Origin of the sequence: Erysipelothrix rhusiopathiae (assembly GCF_900637845.1) — a bacterium.
GTDB classification, from domain to species: Bacteria; Bacillota_I; Bacilli_A; order Erysipelotrichales; family Erysipelotrichaceae; genus Erysipelothrix; species Erysipelothrix rhusiopathiae.
Window position 1 is genome coordinate 528992 of record NZ_LR134439.1, and the last position, 13139, is coordinate 542130.

At 33.4% G+C, this 13139-nt stretch carries 15 protein-coding genes and 1 pseudogene; 13 read left to right on the forward strand and 3 right to left on the reverse strand.

Annotation, left to right across the window (positions count from 1 at the left end):
• Nucleotides 1-149 precede the first annotated feature (149 nt).
• Together EL194_RS02525 and EL194_RS02530 are read right to left on the reverse strand one after the other, a co-directional pair.
• Entirely contained in the window at nt 150-875 is a 726-nt protein-coding gene (locus tag EL194_RS02525; RefSeq protein ID WP_003774951.1) for a hypothetical protein, read from the reverse strand.
• 40 nt (nt 876-915) lie between these two features.
• Nucleotides 916-1716: a Cof-type HAD-IIB family hydrolase gene (locus EL194_RS02530; protein WP_232012994.1), complete on the reverse strand. Its 801-nt coding sequence runs from the start codon at nt 1714-1716 to the stop codon at nt 916-918.
• Between the two features lie 82 nt (nt 1717-1798).
• On the opposite strand from EL194_RS02530, the gene guaB reads away from it, so the two are divergent.
• The 13 genes and pseudogenes from guaB to EL194_RS08635 all read left to right on the forward strand — a co-directional run bounded on the left by guaB (nt 1799) and on the right by EL194_RS08635 (nt 12450).
• On the forward strand, nt 1799-2935 hold the full coding sequence (guaB, locus tag EL194_RS02535; protein WP_016357387.1) for an IMP dehydrogenase: 1137 nt from the start codon (nt 1799-1801) through the stop codon (nt 2933-2935).
• Complete coding sequence (gene guaA, locus EL194_RS02540) at nt 2925-4457, forward strand: glutamine-hydrolyzing GMP synthase (RefSeq protein ID WP_003774956.1); 1533 nt, start codon at nt 2925-2927, stop codon at nt 4455-4457. Before guaB ends, guaA begins: the two co-directional genes overlap by 11 nt.
• A gap of 214 nt (nt 4458-4671) precedes the next feature.
• Nucleotides 4672-4722, forward strand: a pseudogene (locus tag EL194_RS08730) (hypothetical protein); the annotation flags it as partial.
• Nucleotides 4723-4743: 21 nt separating this feature from the next.
• Nucleotides 4744-4959, forward strand: coding sequence for a hypothetical protein (locus tag EL194_RS02545; protein ID WP_003774958.1), 216 nt, complete (start codon nt 4744-4746; stop codon nt 4957-4959).
• A 108-nt stretch (nt 4960-5067) separates the two neighbouring features.
• Complete coding sequence (locus EL194_RS02550; protein ID WP_003774960.1) at nt 5068-5820, forward strand: IS3 family transposase; 753 nt, start codon at nt 5068-5070, stop codon at nt 5818-5820.
• 211 nt (nt 5821-6031) lie between these two features.
• Entirely contained in the window at nt 6032-6202 is a 171-nt protein-coding gene (locus EL194_RS08550; protein WP_003774961.1) for a hypothetical protein, read from the forward strand.
• Nucleotides 6203-6440: 238 nt separating this feature from the next.
• Nucleotides 6441-7004 carry a hypothetical protein gene (locus tag EL194_RS02555; protein WP_003774967.1) on the forward strand — a complete coding sequence of 188 codons (564 nt, stop codon included), beginning with the start codon at nt 6441-6443 and terminating at the stop codon, nt 7002-7004.
• 36 nt (nt 7005-7040) lie between these two features.
• The gene (locus tag EL194_RS02560) at nt 7041-7313 is read left to right on the forward strand and encodes a hypothetical protein (protein WP_003774969.1); all 273 of its coding nucleotides are present in this window, start codon (nt 7041-7043) and stop codon (nt 7311-7313) included.
• Between the two features lie 550 nt (nt 7314-7863).
• Nucleotides 7864-9558: an AIPR family protein gene (locus EL194_RS02565; protein WP_003774971.1), complete on the forward strand. Its 1695-nt coding sequence runs from the start codon at nt 7864-7866 to the stop codon at nt 9556-9558.
• 46 nt (nt 9559-9604) lie between these two features.
• Nucleotides 9605-9910, forward strand: coding sequence for a hypothetical protein (locus tag EL194_RS02570; protein ID WP_034886730.1), 306 nt, complete (start codon nt 9605-9607; stop codon nt 9908-9910).
• 799 nt (nt 9911-10709) lie between these two features.
• Nucleotides 10710-10889 (forward strand): hypothetical protein, encoded by a 180-nt coding sequence (locus EL194_RS02575; protein ID WP_003774976.1) that lies wholly within the window; start codon nt 10710-10712, stop codon nt 10887-10889.
• A gap of 26 nt (nt 10890-10915) precedes the next feature.
• Nucleotides 10916-11167 (forward strand): GNAT family N-acetyltransferase, encoded by a 252-nt coding sequence (locus tag EL194_RS02580; RefSeq protein ID WP_232013002.1) that lies wholly within the window; start codon nt 10916-10918, stop codon nt 11165-11167.
• Nucleotides 11168-12042: 875 nt separating this feature from the next.
• A complete protein-coding gene (locus EL194_RS08635; protein WP_003774984.1) occupies nt 12043-12450 on the forward strand; it encodes a serine hydrolase domain-containing protein in 408 nt (135 codons plus the stop codon).
• 148 nt (nt 12451-12598) lie between these two features.
• Here EL194_RS08635 and EL194_RS02590 read toward each other — a convergent pair whose 3' ends face one another.
• A complete protein-coding gene (locus EL194_RS02590) occupies nt 12599-13066 on the reverse strand; it encodes a GNAT family N-acetyltransferase (RefSeq protein ID WP_003774986.1) in 468 nt (155 codons plus the stop codon).
• Nucleotides 13067-13139 lie beyond the last annotated feature (73 nt).

Here is a 13139-nt window from a genome sequence, read left to right on the forward strand (position 1 = left end):
TTCACTTTCCTTTTCGTGTCCATAAAGGACTCGCATGCATCAAACGGATTCAAAGCATGTTAGTTCCTTCGCTGTCCGTTTTCATTCAACAAGGAGGCTATTATGCGCCTTAGCGTTGATTTAAAAACAACTGTGTCTACTAAAAAGGATTAATGAGCCCCTTGAGGGATAATCGGTTTTTCGGAATCTTTAAAAATTTGATCTACATAAGCGCTTGAGTGGGGTTTTCCATACAGAAGATCCGGTGTGATAAAATATCCGGCTACCGATTCCGCAAAGGCTTCATAAGTGTTTGTGGAGCCATAGGTACCATCTTGCCATTCTTGCAAATAGATTTCTTCCCATTCTAAAGTATCATGAACACCTGTAGCAAATCCGTATAAATGAGCCATCTCATGATACATGCTTTCTGTATCCATAATCATCCAATCTTGAAGTAAATAGATATATGGTTCATGTGGCATAACATACGCGTAGGAACCTTCAGGAACTTCGTGATAACCACGACGAAATGCATAGAAATATTGACGCAGTTTGCTAGGCATGCCTGCAATCATTGGGTGAGAAAGATCGGGTTTGTCGCCACTATAATTATAATTGATGCCATAGGAAGAAATATCCGTTTGTTCTAAATTCGAATCCGAATCATCTTCTGTTTCCGTCTCTTCAAGAATGGCTTCCTCAATGGGTTGCGTATCAACGACACTGATGTTTTGGTAGCGCTGTAAAAGTTCAGGTACGACCACGTTTTCGAGGTGCTCAACTTCTAAGACATCCGAGCCAATTGACCCTTCTGTTTTCGAATACTGTTTTGTTTCTTTGTGGCACCCACTTAATAAAAGGAGTAGGCAAAGTGTAAAAAGTGTTGGTTTCATAGATCCCCCTTGAAAGCAATAAAACGCCGGGTACGGCGTTTTAGAATAATGTATGAATTGCGTTATAGATGCCGTTATCTAAAATATCAGTTGTGACATAGTCTGCTGCTTCCTTAACATGTTCGGGTGCATTACCCATGGCAACCCCAATAGCAGCCATTTCAAGCATTGTAAGGTCATTGGCGGCATCACCAAATGCGATGACCTCATCCCATGTTAATCCAAGACGGTCTAAAACAATTCCGATTCCAGCTATTTTACCAGCACGGTTTGAATATATATCATAGGCATCGGCATAGGCTTTAGCGTAATGACCATCTGGACATAGCGCTTTTGAGGCTTCGATCAGAGCTTCATCACCCATTAAAAAGAGACCCATAGGGACTTCATCGCCTTCTTCGATAGACTTAGCATCTGTATAATCCACAAGAATGTCTTGTTTTTCACTGCCTTGCATATAAACTGTTTGAAATATTTCAAGATTTCGATAGACACGCATATCCTTTTGCATCTTCATAGCTAAACCAATGTCGTGGTGATTGCAATAGTCAATAATTGCATTGACCTCACTTCGTATCATTGGCACATTAAAAATTACATCCTTATTATGATCATAGACACACGCTCCATTAATTGTGACATAGTAATCAGGATTAATCGTTTCGTGGATATCATCATGGATGAAGTAAAAAGCACGTCCGGTCGCAATCATCACTTCGATTCCTTTCGCTTTAAGATCGTTAATTGCTTGAACTGCTGTTGATTCTATTTTGACTTTTCCGCGTTTGATGAGGGTATCATCAATGTCAAAAATCGCGAGTTTTATTTTTTTAGTTTCCATATTCACTATTTTAGCACATTTTGCTTTCATATTAGCGTTCTTTTATGTATAATATACCATAAGTTTATGGAGGTAGATGAATATGATGAATGGTAAAGTAATTAAAGAAGCTTACACATTCGATGACTTGCTTTTAGTTCCTGCAAAGTCAGAAGTTGTGCCAGCTCAAGTTAAATTACAAACGCGTCTAACGGATAAAATTACACTGAACATCCCTATTGTTTCAGCTGCAATGGATACTGTTACTGAAGATGCCATGGCAATCATGCTTGCGAAATTGGGCGGTATGGGATTTGTACACAAAAACATGCCTGTAGAAGCTCAAGCTGCAATGATTAAAGCCGTTAAAGAAACTGAAGTTGAATCATCATTCGAGGATGCAAACATCGACCCACAAGGACGCCTACGTGTAGGTGCTGCAGTTGGCGTTGGCGAATCATCATTAGAGCGTGTTCGTGCACTTGTAGATGCAGGTGTGGATATCGTTGCGGTTGATAGTGCTCATGGACACTCACAAGGTGTTATTGACACAGTACGTATGATTCGTGCCGAATTCCCAGAATTAGATATTGTTGGTGGTAATATTGTTACTGCACAGGGAGCAACAGATCTAATCTATGCGGGCGCTAACGTCATTAAAGTTGGTGTTGGTCCTGGATCAATCTGTACAACTCGTGTTGTAGCAGGTGTTGGGGTTCCCCAATTGACTGCTGTAAACGATGTTTACTCTGTAGCACGCCAATATGGTGTGGGTGTTATTGCCGACGGTGGTATTAAACTATCCGGAGACATTGCAAAGGCACTTGCAGCCGGTGGAAGTTGTGTTATGCTAGGTGGGTTACTTGCGGGTACTGAAGAAACACCTGGTGAAGTAATGGAAGTATTTGGTAAAAAGGTTAAAGGTTATGTTGGAATGGGATCATTAAGTGCGATGCAACGTGGTTCAAGTGATCGTTATTTCCAAGGTGGCGTTTCTGAATTGAAGAAGCTTGTACCAGAAGGTATTGAAGCGACGGTTCCTTTTAAAGGATCAATTCGTGATGTTATTTATCAAATGCTTGGTGGATTACGTTCTGGAATGGGTTACTGTGGTTGCGGAACGATTGAAGAAATGCACCAAAAAGCGCAGTTTGTGAAAATCACAGGCGCAGGACTTCGTGAAAGTCACCCTCACGATGTTGACAACGTGAAGGAGGCACCAAATTATCATGGCAAATAAGATTATTGTTTTAGACTTTGGGTCACAGTATAATCAGTTAATTGTTCGTCGTATTCGTGATTTAGGCGTATACAGTGAATTATTAGATAATGAGATTACAGCTGAAGAAATCCGCGCAGATAAAGATATCGCTGGTATCGTTTTATCCGGTGGACCCAACTCAGTGTATGCAGATAATGCATATCACATTGATCAAGAAATTTTTGAACTTGGATTACCAATTTTAGGTGTATGCTATGGTATGCAACTTATGGCGCACCAAAATGGTGGTAAAGTTGAATCACATTCAAAACGTGAATACGGCTTAGCACCGATTGAAGTAAAACAAGACAACCCAATTACTCAAGGATTACCATCATCATACAATGTTTGGATGAGCCATGGCGATCAAGTTAAAGCAGTTCCTGCTGGATTTGATGTATATGCTTCATCAGAAAATACAGACATCGTTATGATGGGTAATGATGAAAAGAAACAATATGGAATCCAATTCCATACTGAAGTACGCAATACTGAAAACGGTATTGAAATGTTAGAAAACTTTGTAGTTAACGTATGTAAAGCTGAAACTGGCTGGGATATGGAACACTTTGTTGAAGAACAAACTGCAATCATCCGTGAAAAAGTAGGTAACGAACATGTTATCTGTGCGCTTTCAGGTGGTGTTGACTCTGCTGTTGTTGCAGCACTTTTACACCATGCAATCGGCGATCAACTCACATGTATCTTTGTAGACCATGGTCTACTCCGTAAAGGGGAAGCTGACAGTGTAGTTGAAGTATTCCAAGATCACTTTAAGATGAATTTAATCAAAGTTGATGCACAACGTCGTTTCTTAGACAAACTTGCAGGTGTTGATGATCCTGAGAAAAAACGTAAAATTATCGGTAACGAATTTATTTACGTATTCGAAGATGAAACTAAAAAGCTTCGCGATGCGAAATGGTTAGCACAAGGAACTTTATATACTGATGTTATTGAATCGGGAACAAAGACCGCTCAAACAATTAAATCACACCATAATGTTGGTGGATTACCCGAAGATATGGACTTCAAATTGATTGAGCCACTTGATACACTCTTCAAAGATGAAGTGCGTAAATTAGGACTTGTTCTTGGATTACCAGAACATATCGTTCACCGTCAACCATTCCCAGGACCTGGAATCGCAATCCGTATTCTTGGTGCTGTCGATGAAGAAAAAATTAAAATTGTACAAGAGAGTGATTACATTCTCCGTGAAGAAATTGCGAAAGCCGGTCTTGACCGTGAAATCTGGCAATACTTTACAGTACTAACAAACTTAAGAAGTGTGGGTGTCATGGGTGATCAACGTACTTATGATTACACACTTGCAATCCGTGCCGTAACATCAATTGATGGAATGAGCGCAGACTTTGCACGTATCCCATGGGATATTCTCCAAAAAATCTCAGTTCGTATCGTAAATGAGGTTCAAGGAATTAACCGCATCGTCTATGATTGTACTTCAAAACCACCAGCAACAATTGAGTGGGAATAGTACTTTAGATATTTGTAAATTAAAAAGTCCACAATTTAGTGGAGTAGTAAACTAAAAGTAGACAAGTAAAAAGACTTGTCTACTTTTTTTGTGTAATAATAAAATCAGAGATAAAACGGAGGTATTAATGATGGGAAGACCTAAAGGTGGATTAAATAATAAATGGACTTAGGAGGATCGTATTAAAGTCGTTGCACGTCATGTTGATGAACATATAAGTGCTGCGAAACTATCACAAGAAACAGGAATACCTAAAGGAACGATTAATGGATGGATTGATCGATTCATGCGCGATGGTAAAGAGGGTTTAAAAAACAAGAAAAAGACAGGAAATCATTTTTCTGCGCTTCATACGAGTAAATCATTAACTGAGATCGAACGACTTCAACTCGAAATTCTAAAACGAGATATTGAGATTGCACGATTAAAAAAAGGGTACCAGGTGAAAGGAGTTGGTGTAAACAAGGAGTACGTTACTTTAAAAGACAAGAATTCCAAATAGCACATGACTTATCTTTTAAACATCCGATTACGTTCATTCTTAGATTTATGAATTTGAACCGATCTGGTTATTACAAGTGGTTAAAGCATAAGGATGATCTCAATATTTATGAACACAAAAAGAGCGATTCTTAGCTTTGTGATTAAAGACTGGCATCGCCGTTTTCCAAGTTATGGTTATCATGATATCGCTGCAGTCATGAGAAAGCAAAGTGATTTAGGGATTGAATTTTCCGATAATTTAATCCACAAGTGTTGCAAGTTTTTAAATATTAAATCAAAAGTTAAACACTATTCCTATAAAAAACCTGGAACGCAAAGTCGAATTTATCCTAATATTATAAAGAATCAATGGAAGGCAACCAAACATTTAGAAATTATTGTTTCAGATATAACACATATTCGAAACAAAGGGATTAATTATGAATGGACCTTAATGGTTGATATCTTCAACAATGAAATTATAAGTTCTGCATTATCGCGTACAACTGGTGATCCTAAGCCTTACTACAAGTGTCTCGAGGATCTCCTTGCGCTACTTAAGAATAATAAAAAAACAGCTCCCACGATTCTTCACACGGATCAAGGAGCTGTCTACCACTCTAAAGCTTTCGCTAAAGCGCATGAAAATTATAACATAATTAGATCTATGTCGCGAGCTGGAACACCTACAGATAATCCAATTATCGAATCATTAAATGGATGGATTAAAGCAGAAATGGCGTGTGATTATCAATACTGGTCCGTAGATAACTTTGAAAATTTTATCGAAGAATATGTACATTATTATAATTTTGAAAGACCTGCTTACTGTTTAAATTACAAAACCCCTATCCAATATAAAATGGATAAGGGTTTCTAGTCTTTTATTAATGTCTACTTTTGTTTGACAACTCCAGAACAAAAAAACTCTATAAATGGACAAAGAGTGAGTGGTATAATAAACCGAGAATTCGAAAAGAGGATTACGTATACGATGGAAGATTGGTACTTCTGATAGAATCAAGTAAATATGATTCGGAGTTAAAGTATAGACTTTGGGAAAAAGATAAAATTCAATCTTAGATCAAATAATGGAAATCATCATCGCGATGTATGAAATCAGTGAAGAAGAACGGAAAATTAGATTAGAACGAGAAGAAAATGAAAGAAAAGAAAATCTAAGAAGAAATGCAGAAGAAATATACTATGATTTATACAATAAAGAGTTAAACAAGACTAAAGAATTAATCAAGGAAGCATAAGACTTTTTCTTAGCAAAGAAGGTTTTTGAGTATATTGAATATAAAAAAGAAAATGACTCGGGTACAAATAATGGTTGGGTGGACGGGGCTTCACAGATAGCTCACTGGATTGCGACAGGAAAACCGGAAGTAAATAACTTACTCGGTAATAAGGAAACTGGTACTGATATTTTAGAAATTAGAGAAAAATATCAAAATAGAAGATAATAAATGAATTACATACGCACAGGAGGTCAATATGAGTTATGTAGATTTTAGAAAATCATCAAATCATAAAAAAGAGAATGAAGCAGAAATAGAGGAAGATAAAAAATTACTCATGAATAATTTGATGACGAACACATCCATACAAAAAGAAGAAATTATAAATCGATTATATGAGGTTGCTGACATAGGATCATTGAATATTGAAAAACACTTAGCTTTAATTCTAGATGAAGCAGAGCTGTTATATGCATATGGATTTTATTTAGGATGTATATCAATTGTAGGGCTTGTTTCAGAGGAGTTTTGTAAAAAGCTCATCAAAATTAATAATATTTCAAGAGAGAATGTAAACAATGAAAAAACTAGAATAACTAGACTTAAAACTAGTAAGGTTATAACAGTTGATGTGGCAGGAAAGCTCGATTTCATAAGAATAGCAAGAAATAATTGTATTCATTATAGCGATAAATTCAAACAAATGAATGAAGTAGATATTAAGCAGACAGCATTAAAAAACTTAAATTCATTTAAAGAAATAATTAGAAATTTTTATGAACAAGCTGATCCATTATTTTCATACGTAACATTAAAATAAAATAAAGATGAAATTGAAAGAGTTTTAAGAAACTCAATGCTAAAAAATGAAGATATTGACTTTACAATATCTGGAAGTAAATTCTTGCTAAGAAAACGAATTTTCAAAATTTTAGAAATAGATATAGATGATAGTTACAAAGAGGTAACTTTATTAGATATTGAAGTAGGTATTCCATGTATCGTTGATCTGACATATTCTCAGGCCGAATATATTAAGGAAACTAAATTAATGAATCAACAATATATCATAGCGTCGTACATTTCAATAATTGGTGATAGTGGTTTATCCGGAGAATGGCAACTGTGAAAGATTAACGAGCTAATATTTTAATGAATGTTCTTACTTTGAAAATGACAGTATAAACAAATGTTTTAAACTTATAAATACAAAGATGGAATAATATATGAATTTTAAAATATATTTTAGACCCCAGATATTTAGAATCTTGAGTTTTTCTTAAAAGTGAAATGTCTGGTATTCTGTTTAATGATGTCAAAGTGATGTCAAAATTTTTTCGAAATCAGATAATAGAGATAATGTCGAGAAAAACAGAGTGATAATAGCCTTTAAATAGGCCCTTAGATAAACTGTACTAAGATTCTGTTGCAGAGTGGGAGTAAGTATAAATTGAAATATATAGTAAATCAAGGGTTTTTAGAACTACATTGTAGGTATTAAAAAGTATAAGAAGTATAATGTGGGATAAAGTGTCCCTTGATTATCCCAATTCAGAGAGCAGCACTTAACCGCGGTGCTCTTTTTTATAGAAATACTATTCTGAAAAAATAGGCAATCAATGACGAGTTGCTTTAATTAATGAAAACACATACAATGTAAAATATAAAGGAGGTAAGAAATGCTAACAAAGTATGAACAATATTATAACAAAATCTCAGATCTTGTTGAAAAAATTCAAATGGAAGAAGACTATTTAAATAAGTCTATGGCTTTCAATCACTGGTTCTTACAATCTATGTATGATTTTACAGATCAAGAAATCGCGGAATCAATAGTTGATGGAGGTGGAGATAATGGCATAGATTCAATAATCTGTGATGAAGAAAACAAAAGTTTAACTGTGTTTCAATTTAAGTTTCCTAATAATCCGGATCAACTCGATAAAGAAATTAGTCTCTCTGATATTCTGAAAACCTTGAGTGGGTTTGATATTCTTAGAGGGAAACTGGAGATGGATAATTCTAATAATAAATTTAAAGAGTTTAAAGATCGCCTAAAGGGTGTTTTTATTGAAAAATTTAAAATTGTATTTGTTTCTTTTAATAATGGTGTGGTAAATAATAAAGAACAAGTAGAGTCTTACAAAGAAAGCTTCATAAGAGAGACTGGGTCTTCAATGGAAATTGAGTATATAGATAAATTGACAATTTCAAATTTATTTGAAAAAAAGACAAGAACAACCTCAGTAAAGGCAGATGTACCATATAAAATAGCGCAGCAAGCATACAGCACAGGAGTTATTAACTCGTTTGTAGGAGTGCTCGATGCTATAAAACTAATTGAGTCTATTGAGGATAAAATGTTAACTATTTTTGATGAAAATATTCGATTGTTGGAAAACAATAGTTCTGTTAATGATCAAATTAGAGAAACAGCATCTGATGAAAATTTTTCGGATATGTTTTATTTTTATAACAATGGTATTGTTTTTATTTGTGATCACGCGGTAAATAGTCCAAACTCCTTAACTTTGAGTCTTGAAGGAGCTTCTATAGTAAATGGATGTCAAACGGTGAACTCATTATATCAAGTTTATAAGGAAGGGAAACTTCACGAAAATGTTTCACTACTATTTAGAGTAATTGTAATTGCTGATTACGATGAAAGATCAAGAATTACTAGTTATTTGAATTCTCAAAATTCAATTAAGGGTAGCTACTTTATTGCGAATCACTCAATTATAAGAGACTTGCAAGATGACTTGAAACCGTTGGGATACTACTTAGAAAGACAAAAAAACGAGCGGAATTATAAGGTAGCCTTCGGCGAAACGATTGACTCAATGTTGAAACAAATAAAACTAGAAGATATGATTCAATACTATTCAGGCTATTGGATCGACAGCTTAGCTTCATTATCAAAAAGAGGAAAAGGAGCGTTATTTGAGACTGATAACATAAATGAGATATTAAGTAATATTACTGCGGATAGAGTAATTGAGTCATTTGATATGTACAGTGAAATAGCACTTGTTATAACTAAGTATAGAAAAATGAGACGAAACGAATTAAATGAGGAGTTTAGTGAGTATTTAAACATTGAACAAGAGAACCTTATAGTATCAATTAATGAATATTTATTTATGAATACAGCTGATATTTTACTCTTAAATGTATGTAAATCATTAAAGGAATCGTTAGACACAAGGGGAAAAGAATATTCTACGGCTGAGCTAATTAGAAATGCTATTTATTTATCACGAGATGTTATTAAACCGCATTTAACTATAGATTCACCAGCGACATTAACTAAAAAGAGTGATATTTTTGAAGAAGCACGATCAAAAACTAGAGAATGGGTAATGTTGCAATAAATATAAAGTATTAATAGATCTTAAAAGAAAGCAGAAGATGCCAATCATGATAGAAAATCAAAGAGCAGTTATTGCATTTATTGTGTACAAATTAGTTAGAGGAATAAATCATTCCAGCGTGTATAGTTTTACACTTTCCGATCATATAAATGTATCAGGTAAAATAAGCGAAGCAAGAATCAATGTTTATGATAATAGTAGAGGGTGTCACATTAGTGGAAGCTCTTCATCGGAAAACAAATATAGTTTATATGATTTTGGAAGTGGATATCATTTTAGTGGGGATGTAAGAAATAATTTGATTAGTTTATATGATTATGAAACTAATGAGCATTATAATTATTCAATATAATGAAAGCCTATTGAGGGTTATGCAAAAACATGTTTTAAGACATATGGTCAGGCTATAACATTTTTAAGAAATTCAATAAGTGGAATTCAATCATTGAGTATTGATTATGATTTGAATCAGGTTAAAATTTCCTAAGATTTATTAGTATTTAGGAAGCAAAACAATAATAGTGTAAACATATTAATGTCCATTCCATTCATAGATAAGGGATCGTTTCTATAGAAAAAAACTTTATGGACAAATAGAAGGAATAAGAAATCATAGTGATGGATAGTCTTTGAAATTTATCGTTAATGGTAAGGTATTGAAGGATGATATATCTCTATCAATTTTGATTATAGCGAATTGATGTCAAATTGATATCAAAAAGTCTACAAAAACTGATAATGAGGAGAATATGGATAAAAGTAGAATCAAATGTGCCTGTAATCCCTATTATAGATAAATTTTATTAAATTTGTGTAGCAGAGTGGGAGTAGTACTTTAGATATTTGCAAATTAAAAAGTCCACTAAATTGTGGACTTTTTAATTTGTTTTTTTTAGAATGAAAATCAATCATTTGAGGGGCTTTAGTGAACGATAATTAATAAAGTATACTTCATAAATTATCTTGTTTTCTAGATTAGTAGGTAAACAATAATTTCCGAAATTTCATGTTAACATTTCTGAAAACTTTTACTAACATTTTTAATGCTATAATAAGAGAAATAAGTAGTAATTTAAAATATAAAAGGTTTTAAAGAATGTAGTTCGTATTCCGAGAATTGATTGATTTGTTAAAAAGAAAAGAGGGTACAAATGATTGAATATATAGAAGAATCGTCTTTAAAACGAGAAATTACAGAAAAAATGTTGAATGAGTTATCTCTCTGGTTTGGCTTAGAAGATTCAATAAATGAGTATGTTGCTAACGTATCTGATTGTACTTTTTTTGTCTATAAAAATATAAATGGCAAGTTATTGGTTTTTATGCATTAAAACCAACAAGTGACGTAGTACTAGAAATATATGTTTGTGGTGTATTAGAAAACTATCATAGACATGGTATTGGTAGATTGATATTTGAAGAGGCGATTGATGTGGCTAAAAAGGATAACTATAAGTATATTCAAGTTAAAACTGTACAAAGTGGATATTATGATTCATATGATAAAACAAATTCATATTATCAATCTTTAGGCTTTGATCAATTTGAGGTCATAACTGATTTATGGGATGAACATAACCCTTGTCAAATTTATATTTATTCAGTTTAATACGAAGACCACTTATGGAGAGTGTTGTTAATTCTTAAGAATATTTTTAATAGATTTTAGTTTTATTTAAACTTCCATCATGGAAGTTTTTTTTGATGTGTGACAAAATTACAAACTTAACTCTCTATTTACTGATGGCGAAGAAATAAAAGCCAATTATCCGTTACTGGCAAAAATGATCGATACTAGGAGTTAGCAAAACTTTATTAATAAGTAGCCATTGAAGTAGTGGTTAAAAAATAATCTTGAAATATATTTTAAATCGAATTACGCTTAAAGAAGAAAGCGTAGGTTTTGTCTATGAAAAAAGAAGCGTTGAATACTTTTATAAGAACGAATCATCCTAATATTTGCCAAGTTGTTGCATATAGAGATGGCAAAGAGGTCTATTCTAACGAATGGAATCATTAAAAAAAGAATGACACCTGCCATATTGCATCAGCAACAAAAAGCAATGTATCTTTACTCGTTGGAATAGCCGTAGACCAGGGACTCATTAAAAGTATCGACGATAAAGTATTGGATTATTTTCCTGAATATACAGTAAAACGAAATGAAAAACAATATATGATGTAACAATCAAGCACCTGCTCACAATGAAAGCCCCATACAAATGTAAAGGCAATCCTTGGACGAAAGTCTGCTCAAGTGAAGACTGGACTAAGGCTTCTTTAGACTTTCTAGGCGGGAGAGAAGGTTTTACAGAGGTGTTTAATTATCAAACAGTTTGTTTGCATATATTTACAGGACTGTTATATCAAGTTAGTAAGATTTCTACTGTTGAGTTTGCAAATAAATATTTATTTAATCTTATCGGAATAACTAGTCATAATAATTATTATGTGAAAACAGCAGAGTAGCATAAGGAATTTATTATGAAAAAAAATTCTAAACAAAACATTTGGCTTTGTGATCTTGTCAATGTTGCTACAGCAGGATACGGATTATGCTTATCTGCAAAAGACATGGTAAAAATTGGTAATTTATGCTTAGATAAAGGAATATATCAAGAGAAACAAATCATTTCAACGAAATGGATAGAGGAAATTGTTGAACCTACAAGTTGTCCTCTAGAACGCTTCCAAAATAGCCAATATGGTTATTTATGGTGGATTCTTGATACCCAGAAAAATATTTATGCAGCTATTGGTGATAGCGGAAATATTCTCTATCTTGATTCAGAAAACAAAGTTGTTATAGCGATTACTTCTTATTTCAAACCTTCAGTACTCGATAGAGTAAATCTTATCGAGGAATATATTAAACCGTTAATTCTAGAATAATACAAAAAAGAATTAAGTTTGATTTATGAACCCTATACAATCTTGAGAGTCATAAATCACAGCCTAATTCTTTTTTTCCTTAGATAACGAAATGAATCATCTGGATATATAAATAATCATTCTATTAAATATCAACACTCAATTACTTCTATTGTCCATTATTATGTTTATACATTCGAATCATATTACCATCATTCTCTTCTATCATGTCGTAAAATTCCCAGCCACATCGCTCATAAAAATTAGTATGAGATGTTATCAAATACACCTCATCAATGCTTGATAAGGATAAATTCTTACAGACATTATCAAGAAGCTTTTTTGCAATTCCTTTATTTCTATATTCTTCTTCGACATAAAGTGCACAAACATTCGGGGTCAAGTCAACTTGTGTATGGAAATCATTTTCTATAACACCAACACCTGCGATAATTTTTTCATTCTGATCCGTGACAATAAACCAGCTTGGGACACTATGCTTTGCCTTAAGACCCTCGTTCATACTTTCAAGGTAAGCTTCTTGTGGAACATCCCATTTCGAATGAAACCAAAGTGCTGCGGCGTCAATAAGATCCGGTTTGTTTTTTAGGTCAATAATTAAATAATCGTTCTTCATATAATATGCTCCTCTATAATGGTAAATGTGTATTCGGTTGTCTATTATTAATCTTTGTAGCTTATAAATATTA

What these genes read in the sequence shown, in the direction of transcription:
- EL194_RS02525 (WP_003774951.1), bottom strand. Translation starts at nt 875, where the DNA reads ATGAAACCAACACTTTTTACACTTTGCCTACTCCTTTTATTAAGTGGG.
- EL194_RS02530 (WP_232012994.1), bottom strand. Translation starts at nt 1,716, where the DNA reads ATGGAAACTAAAAAAATAAAACTCGCGATTTTTGACATTGATGATACC.
- guaB (WP_016357387.1), top strand. Translation starts at nt 1,799, where the DNA reads ATGATGAATGGTAAAGTAATTAAAGAAGCTTACACATTCGATGACTTG.
- guaA (WP_003774956.1), top strand. Translation starts at nt 2,925, where the DNA reads ATGGCAAATAAGATTATTGTTTTAGACTTTGGGTCACAGTATAATCAG.
- EL194_RS02545 (WP_003774958.1), top strand. Translation starts at nt 4,744, where the DNA reads ATGCGCGATGGTAAAGAGGGTTTAAAAAACAAGAAAAAGACAGGAAAT.
- EL194_RS02550 (WP_003774960.1), top strand. Translation starts at nt 5,068, where the DNA reads ATGAACACAAAAAGAGCGATTCTTAGCTTTGTGATTAAAGACTGGCAT.
- EL194_RS08550 (WP_003774961.1), top strand. Translation starts at nt 6,032, where the DNA reads ATGGAAATCATCATCGCGATGTATGAAATCAGTGAAGAAGAACGGAAA.
- EL194_RS02555 (WP_003774967.1), top strand. Translation starts at nt 6,441, where the DNA reads ATGAGTTATGTAGATTTTAGAAAATCATCAAATCATAAAAAAGAGAAT.
- EL194_RS02560 (WP_003774969.1), top strand. Translation starts at nt 7,041, where the DNA reads ATGCTAAAAAATGAAGATATTGACTTTACAATATCTGGAAGTAAATTC.
- EL194_RS02565 (WP_003774971.1), top strand. Translation starts at nt 7,864, where the DNA reads ATGCTAACAAAGTATGAACAATATTATAACAAAATCTCAGATCTTGTT.
- EL194_RS02570 (WP_034886730.1), top strand. Translation starts at nt 9,605, where the DNA reads ATGATAGAAAATCAAAGAGCAGTTATTGCATTTATTGTGTACAAATTA.
- EL194_RS02575 (WP_003774976.1), top strand. Translation starts at nt 10,710, where the DNA reads ATGATTGAATATATAGAAGAATCGTCTTTAAAACGAGAAATTACAGAA.
- EL194_RS08635 (WP_003774984.1), top strand. Translation starts at nt 12,043, where the DNA reads ATGAAAAAAAATTCTAAACAAAACATTTGGCTTTGTGATCTTGTCAAT.
- EL194_RS02590 (WP_003774986.1), bottom strand. Translation starts at nt 13,066, where the DNA reads ATGAAGAACGATTATTTAATTATTGACCTAAAAAACAAACCGGATCTT.